Genomic DNA, 14,779 nt, shown 5'->3' on the forward strand with positions numbered 1-14,779 from the left:
TTCGTCACCCGGCCCCAGCACTCCCACAGCCTCCGCCCGCAGAGACGTAGAGACGTAGAGACGAGAAGATGGCACGCGGCAAGCTTCGGATTTACCTCGGTGCGGCACCCGGCGTCGGCAAGACGTACGCGATGCTCTCCGAGGCGCATCGTCGCGTCGAGCGGGGGACCGACTGCGTGGTCGGCTTCGTGGAGCACCACGACCGTCCGCGCACCGAGGTGATGCTGCACGGCCTGGAACAGGTCGTGCGCAAGGAACTCCCGTACCGCGGCAGCGTCTTCACCGAGATGGACGTCGACGCGGTACTCGCCAGGCATCCCCGGGTGGCCCTGGTCGACGAACTCGCGCACACGAACATCCCGGGCTCGCGCAACGCCAAGCGCTGGCAGGACGTCGAGGAACTGCTCGCGGCCGGCATCGACGTCATCTCGACGGTCAACATCCAGCACCTGGAGTCGCTCGGCGACGTCGTCGAGTCGATCACCGGCATCCGGCAGCGCGAGACCGTCCCTGACGAGGTCGTGCGGCGGGCCGACCAGATCGAACTGGTCGACATGTCGCCGCCCGCGCTCCGCCGCCGGATGGCCCACGGCAACATCTACAAGTCCGACAAGGTCGACGCGGCGCTGTCGAACTACTTCCGGCCCGGCAACCTGACCGCGCTGCGCGAGCTGGCCCTGTTGTGGGTGGCGGACCGGGTCGACGCCTATCTGACCGAGTACCGCAGCGAGCACCAGGTCTCGAAGATCTGGGGCTCGCGCGAGCGGATCGTCGTGGGACTGACGGGTGGTCCCGAGGGCCGCACGCTGATCCGCCGTGCCGCGCGGCTCGCGGAGAAGGGTGCGGGCGGTGAGGTACTGGCCGTCTACATCGCCCGCAGTGACGGGCTGACCTCCGCGTCACCGAAGGAACTCGTGGTCCAGCGGACCCTCGTGGAGGACCTGGGCGGAACCTTCCACCACGTCATCGGGGACGACATCCCGACCGCGCTCCTGGACTTCGCGCGCGGCGTCAACGCCACCCAGATCGTCCTGGGGGTGTCCCGTCGCAAGGGCTGGCAGTACGTCTTCGGGCCGGGTGTCGGCGCCACCGTCGCCCGGGAATCGGGCCCCGACCTGGACGTCCACCTGATCACGCACGACGAGGCGGGAAAGGGGCGCGGACTGCCGGTCGCCCGGACCGCACGCCTCGGCCGGTCCCGGGTCGTCCTGGGCTGGCTGGCCGGTGTGGCCGGTCCCGCCCTCCTCACGCTGCTGCTCACCGGTCTCGCCCCCGAAGTCGGCCTGGCCAACGACATGTTGCTGTTCCTCGCGCTGACGGTGGCCGCGGCCCTGCTGGGCGGGCTCTACCCGGCGCTGGCGTCGGCGCTCGTGGGTTCCCTGCTGCTGAACTGGTTCTTCACTCCGCCCGTCCACACCCTGACGATCGCCGACCCCAAGAACATCGTCGCGATCGTGATCTTCGTCGGCGTCGCGGTGTCGGTGGCCTCCGTGGTGGACCTCGCGGCCCGGCGCACTCATCAGGCGGCGCGGCTGCGCGCCGAGTCGGAGATCCTCTCCTTCCTCGCGGGCAGTGTGCTGCGCGGCGAAACCAGCCTTGAAGCCCTGCTCGAACGGGTCCGGGAGACCTTCGGGATGGAGTCGGTGGCGCTGCTGGAGCGGGCCGGCGACGTGGAGCCGTGGACCTGCGCGGGCAGCGTGGGTACGGGAACGGTGGTCGGACGTCCGGAGGACGCGGATGTCGACATGCCGGTCGGCGACCGCATGGCGCTGGCGCTGTCCGGGCGAGTGCTGCCGGCGGAGGACCGGCGGGTCCTGGCCGCGTTCGCCGCCCAGGCCGCGGTGGTCCTTGACCGTCGGCGACTGCGGTCCGAGGCCGACCGGTCCCGCACGCTGGCCGAGGGCAACCGCATCCGCACCGCGCTGCTGGCGGCCGTCAGCCACGACCTGCGGACGCCACTGGCCGGCATCAAGGCAGCGGTCTCCTCACTGAGGTCCGACGACGTGGCCTGGTCCGAGGAGGACCATGCGGAACTGCTCGAAGGCATCGAGGACGGTGCCGACCGGCTCGACCACCTGGTGGGCAACCTCCTGGACATGTCCCGGCTGCAGACCGGCACGGTCACGCCGCTGATCCGCGAGATCGACCTCGACGAGGTGGTGCCGATGGCGCTCGGCGGGGTTCCCGAGGGCAGCGTGGAGCTGGAGATCCCGGAGAGCCTGCCGATGGTCACCGTCGACCCGGGCCTGCTCGAGCGCTCCGTCGCCAACCTGGTGGAGAACGCGGTCAAGTACAGCCCTTCCGGCGAGCGGATCCTGGTGTCCGCGAGCGCCATCGCCGACCGGGTGGAGGTACGGGTGGTGGACCGCGGCCCCGGCGTCCCCGACGAGGCCAAGGACCGTATGTTCGAGCCCTTCCAGCGCTACGGCGACGCTCCCGGCGGGGCGGGCGTCGGCCTCGGCCTCGCGGTCGCCCGCGGCTTCGCCGAGGCGATGGGCGGCACGCTGAGCGCCGAGGACACCCCGGGCGGCGGCCTCACCATGGTTCTCACCCTGCCGACCGCGACCGGCCTCGAGCCGGCCCGCCCCGACCTTCCGGCGACCGCCACCTCGTAGCCGCTCAGGGCCCGGGCATATCGGCTGCATCGGCCGAATGGCCCCGACGGCGCGACCTGGCACGCGACTCACCGCCGCGGCGTGCGGCCTTGACGCGCCCCGCCGTGGGGGCCCGGTCACACTGACCTCGAACGGGATTCATCCCGCTGCACCCTGCACCCTGCACCGCGAGGTCCCCCATGGCGTTCGGCTTGGCCCGCCGCGAACTGCGGCCGAGAGTTCCGTTGCGACCGGGGGAAGGCGAGCGCCACCACCTCACCAGTCTCGAAGGGCTCGCAGCCCTGTCCCTGGACGCGCTGAGTTCGGTCGCGTACGGGCCCGAGGCCATCGTGCTCGTCCTGATCGCCGCCGGTACCGGCGCGCTGACCGCCACGCTGCCGGTCACGCTGGTCATCGCCGCACTGCTGGCGGTGCTCGTCGTCTCCTACGGACAGGTGATCGCCGTTCACCCGGACGGCGGTGGCGCGTACGCGGTGGCGAAGAAGGATCTCGGCCCCAAGACGAGCTACCTCGCGGCGGCCAGTCTCGTCGTGGACTACGTGCTGACCGTGACCGTCAGCCTGGCGGCGGGCGCGGCCAGCCTCGCCTCAGCGTTTCCCTCACTCGGTTCGTATCTGCTCGAAATCTGTCTCGCCGGGCTCGCGCTCCTCACCCTCGTGAATCTGCGGGGCGTGGCGGAGAGCGCCCGGGTGCTGATGCTGCCCACCGCGCTGTTCATCGTGAGCATCCTCGGCATCGTCGTCTTCGGTCTGCTGCGCAGCCATCCCGTCGAGATCGTGGGGACCGCCCAACCCGTCCACGCCACCGAGGCGTTGGGGGTCCTGCTGCTCCTGAAGGCCTTCTCCTCGGGCTGCTCGGCGCTGACCGGTGTGGAGGCCATCGCCAACGGCGTCCCCGCCTTCCGCACGCCGCGCGTGAAGCGGGCGCAGCGTACCGAGCTGATGCTGGGCGCGCTGCTCGGGCTGATGCTGATCGGGCTGGCCGTGCTGATCCGCCGTGACCACGTGGCTCCGCGCGGCGGCGTGACCGTTCTCGCGCAGCTCACGGCCGGCTCGTACGGGACGGGCTGGCCGTACTACGCGACCAACCTCATCGTCACCCTCGCGCTCGCGTTCGCCGCGAACACGAGTTTCGGTGGACTGCCCGTCCTGATGAGCCTGCTCGCCAAGGACCACCGGCTGCCGCATCTCTTCGGACTGCGTACGGAACGCCCCGTCTACCGGTGGGGAGTTCTGGCCCTCGCCGTGCTCGCGGCGCTGCTGCTGATCGCGGTGAACGCCGACACACACCGCATGATCCCGCTGTTCGCGATCGGGGTGTTCATCGGCTTCACCATCAGTCAGGTCGGGCTCGTACGGCACTGGGCGGGGGAGCGGCCGCCCGGCTGGCGACGGCGTGCGGTGCTCAACGGGGTCGGCGCGGTGCTGACCGCGGTGGCGCTCGTCGTCCTGCTGGCCAGTAAGTTCCTGGAGGGGGCCTGGGTGGTGGTGGTCGCGGTGCCGCTGCTGATGCTGTTGTTCGCCCGCGTCCAGCGCTACTACACGTTGGTCGGGCGGGAGCTGGGGCTCGGGGAGGTGCCGCCTCCGGTGCCTGTCACCGACTCGCTCGTGATCGTGCCGGTCGGCGAGGTCAGCAAGCTCACCCAGCACGCGCTGACGGCCGCCCGCGCACTCGGCCACGATGTCGTCGCGGTCGCCGTGATGGGCGACCCTGGCAAGGCCCTCGCGCTGAAGGAGAGTTGGGCCCGCTGGCAGCCCGGCGTCCGGCTGGAGGTCATCGACAGTCCGCATCGTTCGCTCGTGCAGCCCGTCGTCGACTACGTCCTGCGCGCGGCGGAGGGAGGACGGCAGATCGCCGTCCTCATTCCCGAGGTGGAGCCCCGCCACCGCCGCTACCAGATCCTCCAGAACCAGCGCGGCCTCCTGCTCGCGGCCGCGCTGAGGGCGCGTACCGACGTCGTCGTGTGCGTGGTGCCGTACCGGCTGAGCATCTGAAGGCTGAAGCCGCTGGGGCGGGTGCGCTGATCACCGAGGGTGGACAGGCCGGTGCGTGGCTTGGACACTTAACGAATGATCAGCAGAGATCTGGAGCAGGCGCGGCCTGTCGGCCCTCTGGGCAAGGGCGAGCGCCTCGCCCTGGAGGACGTCGGGTCCGGCGTCTTCGAGGGGCACTGCCATGCCGGCCGTGTGCCGCAGCGCGCCTACGGCGGAGCGGTCGTGGGCCAGGCCCTGGCCGCGGCGTACCGCACCGTCGAGGACGACCGCGCCGCGCACTCCCTGCACGCCTACTTCCTGCGGCCCGTCACGCCCGAGCGTCCCGCGCGCTACGAATCCGACGTGGTGCGGGACGGGCAGAGCTACTCCGTGCGCGAGGTGACCGCCACGCAGGGCGGGAAGGACGCGCTCACGATGAGCGTGTCCTTCAAACGTCCTGAGCCGGAAGGGAGTTGGCGGCAGCCCGGCATGCCGGACGTCCCGGACCCAGAAGGCCTGGACGACGGCTTCGCGTCCCGTCCGGCGACGCATCCGCTGCGTACGGCGGTGGAGTACCGGCAGGTGCCGGACGTTCCCGGCCCGGACGAGGGGGCGGCCGGCGAGGGTCAGATCGAACGGTTCGGCTGGTTCCGCACGGTCGGAGCGCTCCCCGACGACCCTGCGCTGCACGCCTGCGCCCTCGCCTACATCTCCGACGCACCGCTCGCCCCCACGGCCCTCGTGCCCTACGGGGAACCGCGCCCGGCCGGCATCGTCCTCGCGTCGCTCGACCACGCGATGTGGTTCCACCGCCCGTTCCGTGCCGACACCTGGCTCCTGTACGCCTGCCGGAGCCGCCTGGCGGGTGACGGGCGCACCCTGGCGTACGGGGAGTTCTGGGACCGGGACGGGCAGCTCGTCGCCTCGGTGGTCCAGGAGGCACTGCTGCGGATACCGGAGCCTCACGGCATCACTTGACGTTCGTTCGAGGCTGGTCTGAATTGTCCGGTCGACGCATTGACGACGTGCCGCCGGGCCGGGATGCTCACGGTCCGCCCCGCTCTCTCGCCCCCTCGCCGACGCCGATGGAGGACTCCCGCATGGGCCCGTTCCTGCCCGAGGCCGTACGACAGCACGCCGCACTGAACCCCGGCTCCCCCGCCGTCACCGAAGGCTCACGGACGCTGACCTACGCCGAACTCGACCGGCGCGGCAATCGCGTCGCGCAGGCCCTCCTCGCCGCGGGACTGCCCCAGGGCACCCACGTCGGCTACCTCGTACGTCCCGGAGTCCTCTCCGCCGAACTCCTCATGGGGTGCGCCAAGGCGGGGCTCGTCGCCACCCCGCTGAACTGGCGCCTGGCCGAACCCGAACTCGTCGCGGTCGCCCAGGACGCCGAACTCGGCATCGTCATCACCCAGACCGAGTTCCTGCCGGGCGCCCGAGCCGTGCGCGCCGCGCTGCCCGGGATCACCCTCGTCGCCGAGAGCGAGGCGGACGCGGGTGAGCACACGTACGAGACGTGGCTGGACGCGGCGGGCGACGTGGACCCCGGGGCCGGGAGCGAGGACGCGGTCTTCCTCCAGCTGTACACCTCCGGCACCACCGGGCAGCCCAAGGGGGTCCAGCTCACGCTGAACAACCTCACCGCGGGCGAGGCCCAGCTGCGCGAGATGAACTGGACGACGGAGTCCGTCTCCCTGAACGTCATGCCCGTCTTCCACATCGCCGGGACGGGCTGGCTCGTGAACGCGCTCGCCGCGGGCGCCCACACGGTACTGCTCCCCGAGCTCGCGCCGGCCGCCGTGGTCGAGCTCATGGAGCGCCGACGGGTCACGCACGCGTTCTTCGTGCCCGCCATGCTCCATCTCCTCACGTCGCTGCCGGACATCCACGAACGCGACTTCTCCGCGCTCCGGTTGATCGTCTACGGCGCCTCGCCCATCACGCCCGCCCTGCTGCGCCGGTCCATGGAAGCCTTCGGCTGCGGCTTCTACCAGAGGTACGGCCTGACCGAGACGACCGGCTCCGCCGCGCGGCTGCTGCCCGAGGACCACGTCGTGGACGGACCGCGCTCCGCGCTGCTGCGTTCGGCGGGCAACACGTGGCCCGAGGTCGAGGTCGCCATCGCCGACCCGGTCACCGGCGATCACGTTCAGCCGGGAGCCGTGGGCGAGATCCTCACCCGCTCCCACCACGTCACCCCGGGTTACTGGAAGCGGCCCGAGGAGAACGAGGCGCTGTTCACCGCGGACGGCTGGCTCAGGACCGGCGACGCGGGCTATCTCGACAAGGACGGCTACCTGTTCATCACCGACCGGATGAAGGACATGGTGATCACGGGCGGCGAGAACGTGTACCCGATCGAGGTCGAGTCCGTGCTCGCCGAGCACCCCGCGGTCCTGGACGTCGCTGTCTTCGGCACCCCCGACGAGCTGTGGGGCGAGGCCGTCACCGCCGCTGTCGTGCTGCGGCCGGGGGCGGGCCCCGTCACCGGGCAGGACCTCGTCGAGTTCACGCGCGAGCGCATCGCCTCGTACAAGAAGCCGCGGATCGTCCACTTCGTGGCGGAGCTGCCCCGCAACCCCAGTGGGAAGATCCTCAAGCGCGTCCTGCGTCAGGACCTCGCCCCGCGCGAGGCCTGAGCGCAGGAGCCGTAGAAATGCGTGACAAAGGCCCCAAAGCTATGCTCGGAGGGTTCCCGGCGTTGACGGCGCGGGGCTGGACGGAGCGCGCGAGGCTACAGGCCCGGCCCCGGCCGGCCCGGGGTTTTCCGGCTCACCCCTCCGGAGCGAACGCATGGCAGGACGGCGCAGGACGGAGACAGGCCTCGGGGAGCGCCTCGCCCTGAACCGCGTGGGCACCTTCGAGTGGGACCTGGCGGAGGAGACCCTGGACCTGGACGCGGCTGCCCTCGCCGTGTTCGACATCGCGCCCGACGCATACGACGGCCGGCCCGAGTTCCTGCTGTCGCGGGTCGCTCCCGAGGACGGCGCCCGGCTCGGCGCCGCCGCGATGACGGCGATCCACACGGGACGCTCCTCCTACGGCGCGTACTTCCGCGTACGGCGCCGCGACGGCGAACAGCGATGGACGCAACTGCGCGGCCGGGTCCTCAGGGACGAGAGCGGCACCCCGCTGCGTGTGGTCGGCATCGTGCGCGACGCCGACGGGGACCGCGCCCAGCTCGCCATGACCAGCCCCGTACAGCTCGCTGGGTGGCAGCGGATGACCACCGTCCTCCAGGGGACCGCCGACGCCCTGTCCCGGGCCATGACGGTGGCCGACGTGACCGCCGTCCTCACCGGTCCGGGCGGGCTCGAACGCTTCGGCGCGGACGGACTCGTCCTCGGCCTCGTCGAGGGCGACGTGCTCCAACTCGTCGCCCTGGCAGGCGAATCGGCGTCCATGCTCGACGAACTCAAGCTGCGCCGCCTCGACGAGTCAATGCCCCTCGCCGAGGCGGTGATCACCCAGCGACCCCGCTTCGTCACCTCCCTGCGCGCACTCGCGGACACCTTCCCGCGCCTCGGCCCATACGCGAAACGCCTTGAGCTGGACGCGGCCGCCTTCCTGCCGCTGGTCGCCCAGGCCCGCTCCGTGGGAGGCCTCGTGCTGCTCTTCCGGGGGCGCGACGAGTTCACGGCGGAGGACCGCGACCTGTGCCTCGGCCTCGCGGGCATCGTCGCCCAGTCCCTTCAGCGGGCCATCCTCTTCGACGGCGAACGCGGCATCGCCACGGGCCTGCAGTCGGCCATGCTGCCCCGGCACATCCCCAAGTTCCCGGGCATCGAGATCGCCGCCCGCTACCACGCGGCGGGCCGCGGCCGGGAAGTGGGCGGCGACTGGTACGACGTGATCCCGCTGCCCCGACGCAGGGTCGGGATCGTCGTCGGTGACGTCGAGGGGCACGACACCCAAGCCGCGGCCGTCATGGGCCAGTTGCGTATCGCCCTGCGTGCCTTCGCGGGGGAGGGCCACGCGCCGTCCACGGTCATCGCGCGTGCCTCGCGCTTCCTCGCGGAACTCGACACCGACCGCTTCGCCACGTGCACGTACGCCCAGGTCGACCCCGACACCGGAGACGTACGGGCCATCAGGGCCGGGCACATGGAACCGGTGCTCCGGCACGCGGACGGCCGCGTCAGCACCCCGCCGCTGCGAGGCGGGCTCCCGCTGGGCCTGGCCACGGAGTTCGAGCAGGAGGAATACCCCGAGACGCGGCTCGACCTGCTGCCCGGCGAGACGTTCGTCCTGTTCACCGACGGCCTGGTCGAGCATCCGGGGCGCGACATCACGGCCGGTGTGAAGGTGCTGACCGAAGCGGTGCGCAACGGGCCCGTCCAGGCGCGCGCGATCGCCGAGTATCTGTCGGAGCAGGTGCCGAAAGTCAGGCCGACCGCCGACGACGTGGCGCTGCTCGTCCTGCGCCGGGACCTCGACCCGGGCACCCCGCTCGCGCCGCGCATCCACCAGTACCTCCACCCGGCGGACCCCCAAGGACTCGCCGAGACCCGCACGGCCCTGCGGGAGGCTCTGGGGGACTGGGGATTCGCCGCGGTGGAGGACAACGTGGAGGTCGCCGCCGGTGAGCTGATGGTGAACGCGCTCCTGCACACGGACGGGGGCGCCGTCATCACCCTCGAAGTGCTGCCGGGTCCGGTGCGGCGCATCCCGCTCTGGGTCAAGGACCGGTCGAGCGAGTTCCCGCGCCGCCGCACACCGGGCGAGGCCGCGACGTCGGGGCGCGGGCTGCTCCTGGTCGACGCGGTCGCCGACTGCTGGGGCGTCGAACCACGAGGAGAAGGCAAGGCGGTGTGGTGCGAGTTCGCGGAGTCGGAATTGCAGTCCGAGCCGGAGTCCAAGCCGTAGTCGGATCCGCCTGGCGGTCGTGCCTACGGCACGGCGAGATCCTCGCCGGTCTCGTCGAGGTGAGCCGCCATCGCGGCGACCGCCGCCTGCGGTGTTCCCGACGCGATGGCGTTCAGGATCCGCCGGTGGGCCGTGATCGTCGCCCGCTGGCTGTCGCCCCGGCGGGACCGCCCCTCGTAGCTGGCGAGCCGGTGCGCGGTGAGGATGTCCGAGAGCGACTCCAGGACGAGTTCCAGCATGCCGTTCCCGGCCATGCGGGCGATCTCGTGGTGGAAGGCGAGGTCGAGGGCCACGAAGCGGTCGCGGTCCTCGACGGCGCCCTCCATCTCGTCCAGCAGCGCGCCCGCCGCGTCGGGTGACGCCTGGCCGGACGCGACCCGCGCCGCTGCGCGGGATGCCAGCGCGCCCTCGATCGCGCCGCGCGCGTCCAGGACGTCGGCGAAGTCCAACGACTGCTGACGCAGCCGGAATTGGAGGATCTGGCCGAACACCCGCGCCGACGGGACGTTGACCCTGGCCGGCCGGCCCTGGCTCGACACCAGGATCTCGCGGGCGGACAGTACCCGGATCGCCTCACGCACCGCGAGCCGGTTGACCCCAAACCTGGCCGCGAGTTCGCCCTCCGGCGGCACGTCGTCGCCGGGTTCGAGCCCGGACTCCTCGATCAGTGCGACGATCTCGCCGGCGACCTGATCGAACAGCGTGGTGCGGCGCACTGCCACGTGGGAACTCCTTCGGGGGACGTGCCGGGCGGGCCCCAGCGTACCGTCGGCGGCACGGCGGGAATCAGGCATGTGCGCTGCTCAGCACCACGTACTCCCACTGCCCGAGCGGGCGCGACAGCAGCGGGCGGCCGTCGCGCCAGGCGGCGGAGAGGCGTTCGCCGCGGGCCGTCACCTGGACCACCGAGCGTGGTACCGGCATGCCGTGCGGCAGCCGGAGCCGGAAGTCGTCGGCCTCGTCCGGCGAGGCGTTCCACACCACGACTCGCCAGTCCGCGCCGTCCGTCAACGCCTGCGTGACGAGCCACGGATGACCCGTGGCCCGCGCGTGCGCACCCCGGGACAGCCAGTCGAGTACGGCGCCCAACTGGGCCTCGCGCTGCGCGTTCATCAGGGTCATGCCGGGGGTGTGCGCCGGCCAGGGGGTGACCGCGACCCGGCCGCCGAGCGCGTTCTCGTAGAGGACGAGTCCACTGCCCCTCTCGGCGTCGAGCTGATCGCGGACCACGCTCGCCACGCGCGCGTCCGGCGCGGGGTCGAACGCGACCACGGCGGAGCGGTCGTAGCTCTCGGTGTCCAGGGAGATCGCGCAGCCGGGGCGCAGGGAGAAATCGGGGTCGGTGCAGATCTCGCGGGCGTGGCCCTCGGGAGACGGCCTCGCCCCGGTCACGCCGATCAGCGGCCCGTAGCCGCGCTCGAAGAGGATCCGGGCCGCCACCGAGTCGAGCAGCAGCCCCTGGCTCAGCCACTCGCGCAGCTCGGTGTCCTCGAAGGCCCAAGTGGCCTCTCCGGAAAGGGCGTTGACGCTCGCACCGCCTCGGGCGGTCACCGCGTGGCCCGCGGCGCCGAGCAGTCCGGCCCAGGATCCGTGCGGGACGACGAGCGACTGCCAGCCCGCGCGCTGGGTGCGGGTGCGCCGTCCGGTGTGCGCGGACCAGGGCAGCCCGACGCCGACGGTCCGCAGGGTCTTGGGGAAGGACTCCGACAGCCAGTCGAAGGTGTCCCGCCACTGTGCGAGGAAGGAGGCGCGGCGGGGCTCGTCGTCCGGGTGGTTGCCGAGGAAGTCGTAGAGGCTGACCGCGAGGCCGTCGCAGCCCAGGACGTGGGCCAGGGACATCTGGGCGCCCGTCTGACGGAAGGACTTGTTCCACTGTCCGTAGGGCCAGCACTCGATCTCGGGGTAGCTGCGCAGCCTACCGGGCTGCACCGCGCGCTGCATGTCCAACTGCTGTATCGCGCGGGGGAGTTCGGGACCGGCGCCGTCGGAGTAGCCCCAGAAGTGCGGGCGGTGCAGGGCGGGGAGGTCGAGCCAGGCCGACCAGTCGCGGCCCTCGGCGGCGTGGGAGTCCGTTCGCGAGGACATCAGGCCGAGCCGGTCGCCGAGTATCTCCCGCCAGGACGCGAGGAGTTCGCGCTGGGTGGCATCCCAGAAGTCCAGCCACCGCTCCCGCCAGGGATGCGGGTCGCCCGGTGCGGTGCAGGCCGCGACCAGCTCCTCCCGCGTCGTTTCGATCCCGGTGCGGCGGGCGAACTCGGCCAGGTGCAGGGGGCAGAAGCAGCCGCCCCAGTCCAGCGGGCGGTGATTGTGCAGCCGGATGTCGTCCTCGATCCACACCGCGTCGACGTCCTCGGCGGCGTAGAGACGCAGGGTCTGGGCGTAGTACGCGCGCCAGTCCGGGTCCAGCGGGCACGCCTGCACGGCGGCTGCCCGACCGTGCTGGTCGGTCATCGTCTGCCAGGTCTGGCCGGGCTTGAGTGAGCGGGCCCAGTCGCTGTGGCCCACCGTGTGGCCGGGGTTGAGGCTCACGGCGATGCCTTCGGCGCGGAGCCGGGTGCGCCACGGGCGCGTGGCCGCCAGCCAGTGCGCGACACGGTCGAGGCTGTCATGGCCGTCGTTGAACTCCATGCCGAAGAGGAACACGCAGATCTCCTCGGCCCGCGCCGCCCGCGCCAGGGCCAGCAGCCTGTCGCCGGCCTGCGTCGGATCGTCGGCCGGATCCACCTGGAGGCGGAGCACATAGCGTGAGGTCACTCGTTCGCACCTTCGGTCTCGGGGCCCGGCGGGGGAGCGGGGCGACAGTCAGAGTCGCCACTTAGCAGCTAAGCTGTCAAGGGCCGGAAAGGGCCGCAGAGAGTCGTAACGGGTCGGCAAGAGGAGTGAGCGAGGAGTGGCGATGGGGCGGTTGGCGGACCGGGTGGTCCTGGTGACGGGCGGGGCGCGCGGCATCGGCCGGGCGGTCGTCGAGACGGCCGTGCGCGAGGGCGCGGCCGTGGCGTTCTTCGACCTGGACGAGGAGGCCGGAGCGGCGCTGCACGACGAACTCACCACGAGGGGCGCCCGCGTGGCCTTCCGCCGGGTCGACGTCACGGACGAGCCGGCGGTCGCCCAGGCCCTGGACGACGTGAGCGCCACGCTCGGACCGGTCGGCGTCCTGGTCAACAACGCCGGGCGCAACGTCTACGCCGACCCGGTCGCGATGACCGAGGCCGAGTGGGACCAGGTCTTCGACGTCGACCTGAAGGCGGCGTTCCTGTGCGCGAAGCACGCGCTGCCGGCGATGATCGAGCGCGGCAGCGGGGCGATCGTGAACATCGCGTCCCTGCACGCGAAGCTGACCTGCGCCGGCATGTACCCGTACGCGGCGGCCAAGTCCGGTCTCGTCGGGCTGACCCGCTCGATGGCCCTGGAGGTCGCGCCGCACGGCGTACGGGTCAACGCGGTCAGCCCCGGCTACATCAGGACGGCCCTGGTCGACGAGTTCTTCGACCGGCACCCGGACCGGGACGCCGAGCGCAAGGCGCTCGACGTCCATCCGCTGGGCCGGATCGGCACCCCCGAAGAGGTCGCCGAAGTGGTCTGCTTCCTCGCCTCCGACGCGGCGTCCTTCGTCACTGGCGCGGAGTGGGCCGTGGACGGCGGGCTCGGAGTGCGGTTCGCCTGATCACCCTCACCAGAAGTCCTCGTGTCAGCCGGCCCCGCTCGCGGCAGCGATGCGCTCCCGCGTGTGCCGCAGCTCGGTGACCACCGGCCGGCCCGTCACCAGTTCGCCGCCGTCCACGAAGCCCTCCTCGCGGTCCCGCAGTGAGTCGATCAGCCGTCCGCGCCAGCGATCGAGCAGCCCGGCGTGCTCGGGCAGCCGCGCCAGGTTCACCAACTCCCGTGGATCCTCGGCCAGATCGAAGAGCTGCTCGTGTCCGTCGCCCGACATCCACAGATACTTGTGCCGCCCGTCGGTCACCCACTGCAGCGACTGCCCCAGATACGTGTGCTCGCCGTGCAGATACTCCCGCCAGTCGTCCGGGCGTTCACCGCGCAGGAACGGCAGCAGGCTGCGCCCGTCGACACTGTCCGGCACCAAAAGCCCCGCCGCCTCGAGCAGCGTCGGCATCACGTCGCGCAGCTCCACGACCTCCTCGGCCACCGAACCTGCCGCGTCGCCGCGCATCGAAGGCGCGAGGTTCATCAGGATCGGCACCCGCGCCGAGCCCTCGAAGCCGAGTCCCTTACGGAACATGTGGTGATCGCCCATCATCTCGCCGTGGTCCGACACGAAGCAGAACATCGTGTCGTCACCCAGGCCCGCCTCGACCAGCGCCTCGCGGAACCGCTTGATCTGCAGATCGATGTGCGCCATGTGCCCGTAGTAGCCCGCCCGCGCCCGGTGGACCAGCCGCGGATCGAGCACGCCGACGGCCGCCTCGTGGTAGCCGTCCTTGCGGTACGGCGCGTAGTCGTCGACCCAGTCACCGACAACGGGTTCGTACGGGTCGAGCGCCATGTACTGGTCGAAGGCCCACTCGGGCGGGTCGTACGGATGGTGCGGCCGGTGGAAGGACAGGTAGAGGAAGAACGGCTTGGTGGGGTCGCGGCGCGGCAGCCACTCGATCGCCTCGGTCACAGCCCACGTCGTCGGATGGAGTGCCTCGGGCTTGTCCCAGGGGCGGGCGACGATGGAGTTGCAGCTGACCCCGTGGTCCGCGTAGTCGGCGGCGGGCGTCATCCCGGGCTGGCGGCGCAGCCAGGGCACGTAGTCGTCGAAGAACTCGAAGTTTCGGCTGTGACGCCGGCGCGCGTGGTGCAGATAGCCGTCATGCAACCGTACGTCGTCGAAGCCCAGGCGTGCGCGCTCCGGGAAGACGTGCATCTTGCCGACGGCCTGGGTCTGGTAGCCGCCGCGGCGGAACTCGCCGGGCAGCGTCACCGGGTGGACCTGCTCGAAGGGCACACCCTCGCGGTATCCGACCCGGCCGTGCCGCTCCTGCGACTGGCCCGTGAAGAGGGCCACGCGGGCGGGAACGCAGGTCGGAGTCGCGGAGTAGGCGCGGTCGAACCGCACGCCCTCGCCCGCGAGTTCGTCCAGGTGAGGGGTGTGCACATCGGGATGGCCCGCGGCGGAGAGGCAGTCGCCCCTCCACTGGTCCACACAGATCAGTACGACATTGGGCTGGCGCAAGACGGGCTCCGGGTCCGGGAATCCAGTCGGCCCAGGGCGGCGCCGACGGTGGGCGACGGTGACGATCATGCCTGGAGCGGGGCGGCCCGAACAGGGTGCGCGGGCGATTACGTCGAGCGCGCACGGTCGACCCGGCGACAAGG

9 protein-coding genes are annotated in these 14,779 nt (G+C 71.7%); 6 read left to right on the plus strand and 3 right to left on the minus strand.

The features are described from left to right. Positions 1-68 precede the first annotated feature (68 nt). From ACIPWY_RS05375 to ACIPWY_RS05395, 5 genes are all read left to right on the plus strand, one after another. The gene (locus tag ACIPWY_RS05375; RefSeq protein WP_393698559.1) at positions 69-2,615 is read left to right on the plus strand and encodes an ATP-binding protein; all 2,547 of its coding nucleotides are present in this window, start codon (positions 69-71) and stop codon (positions 2,613-2,615) included. 179 nt (positions 2,616-2,794) lie between these two features. Then, entirely contained in the window at positions 2,795-4,609 is a 1,815-nt protein-coding gene (locus tag ACIPWY_RS05380) for an APC family permease (RefSeq protein WP_393698561.1), read from the plus strand. Between the two features lie 75 nt (positions 4,610-4,684). Then, positions 4,685-5,566 carry an acyl-CoA thioesterase gene (locus ACIPWY_RS05385; RefSeq protein ID WP_393698563.1) on the plus strand — a complete coding sequence of 294 codons (882 nt, stop codon included), beginning with the start codon at positions 4,685-4,687 and terminating at the stop codon, positions 5,564-5,566. A 122-nt stretch (positions 5,567-5,688) separates the two neighbouring features. Continuing rightward, positions 5,689-7,233 (plus strand): long-chain-fatty-acid--CoA ligase, encoded by a 1,545-nt coding sequence (locus tag ACIPWY_RS05390; protein ID WP_401532295.1) that lies wholly within the window; start codon positions 5,689-5,691, stop codon positions 7,231-7,233. 154 nt (positions 7,234-7,387) lie between these two features. After that, positions 7,388-9,460 carry a SpoIIE family protein phosphatase gene (locus tag ACIPWY_RS05395; RefSeq protein ID WP_393698567.1) on the plus strand — a complete coding sequence of 691 codons (2,073 nt, stop codon included), beginning with the start codon at positions 7,388-7,390 and terminating at the stop codon, positions 9,458-9,460. A gap of 23 nt (positions 9,461-9,483) precedes the next feature. Here the strand turns inward: ACIPWY_RS05395 and ACIPWY_RS05400 are convergent, their stop codons facing one another. Together ACIPWY_RS05400 and ACIPWY_RS05405 are read right to left on the minus strand one after the other, a co-directional pair. Continuing rightward, positions 9,484-10,182, minus strand: a complete 699-nt coding sequence (locus ACIPWY_RS05400; RefSeq protein ID WP_362900704.1) for an FCD domain-containing protein — start codon at positions 10,180-10,182, stop codon at positions 9,484-9,486. Between the two features lie 64 nt (positions 10,183-10,246). Next, on the minus strand, positions 10,247-12,214 hold the full coding sequence (locus ACIPWY_RS05405; protein WP_393698569.1) for a hypothetical protein: 1,968 nt from the start codon (positions 12,212-12,214) through the stop codon (positions 10,247-10,249). Between the two features lie 142 nt (positions 12,215-12,356). On the opposite strand from ACIPWY_RS05405, the gene ACIPWY_RS05410 reads away from it, so the two are divergent. Continuing rightward, the gene (locus ACIPWY_RS05410; protein WP_362900700.1) at positions 12,357-13,124 is read left to right on the plus strand and encodes a glucose 1-dehydrogenase; all 768 of its coding nucleotides are present in this window, start codon (positions 12,357-12,359) and stop codon (positions 13,122-13,124) included. Positions 13,125-13,148: 24 nt separating this feature from the next. Here the strand turns inward: ACIPWY_RS05410 and ACIPWY_RS05415 are convergent, their stop codons facing one another. Next, complete coding sequence (locus ACIPWY_RS05415) at positions 13,149-14,636, minus strand: arylsulfatase (RefSeq protein ID WP_393698572.1); 1,488 nt, start codon at positions 14,634-14,636, stop codon at positions 13,149-13,151. Positions 14,637-14,779: the final 143 nt, after the last annotated feature.

This window comes from Streptomyces sp. NPDC090032 (assembly GCF_044748025.1).
In the GTDB taxonomy this organism is placed as follows: Bacteria; Actinomycetota; Actinomycetes; order Streptomycetales; family Streptomycetaceae; genus Streptomyces.

Bases quoted from the DNA above. Each gene is read 5' to 3' on its own strand.
- ACIPWY_RS05375 (WP_393698559.1), top strand. From the start codon at position 69: ATGGCACGCGGCAAGCTTCGGATTTACCTCGGTGCGGCACCCGGCGTC.
- ACIPWY_RS05380 (WP_393698561.1), top strand. From the start codon at position 2,795: ATGGCGTTCGGCTTGGCCCGCCGCGAACTGCGGCCGAGAGTTCCGTTG.
- ACIPWY_RS05385 (WP_393698563.1), top strand. From the start codon at position 4,685: ATGATCAGCAGAGATCTGGAGCAGGCGCGGCCTGTCGGCCCTCTGGGC.
- ACIPWY_RS05390 (WP_401532295.1), top strand. From the start codon at position 5,689: ATGGGCCCGTTCCTGCCCGAGGCCGTACGACAGCACGCCGCACTGAAC.
- ACIPWY_RS05395 (WP_393698567.1), top strand. From the start codon at position 7,388: ATGGCAGGACGGCGCAGGACGGAGACAGGCCTCGGGGAGCGCCTCGCC.
- ACIPWY_RS05410 (WP_362900700.1), top strand. From the start codon at position 12,357: ATGGGGCGGTTGGCGGACCGGGTGGTCCTGGTGACGGGCGGGGCGCGC.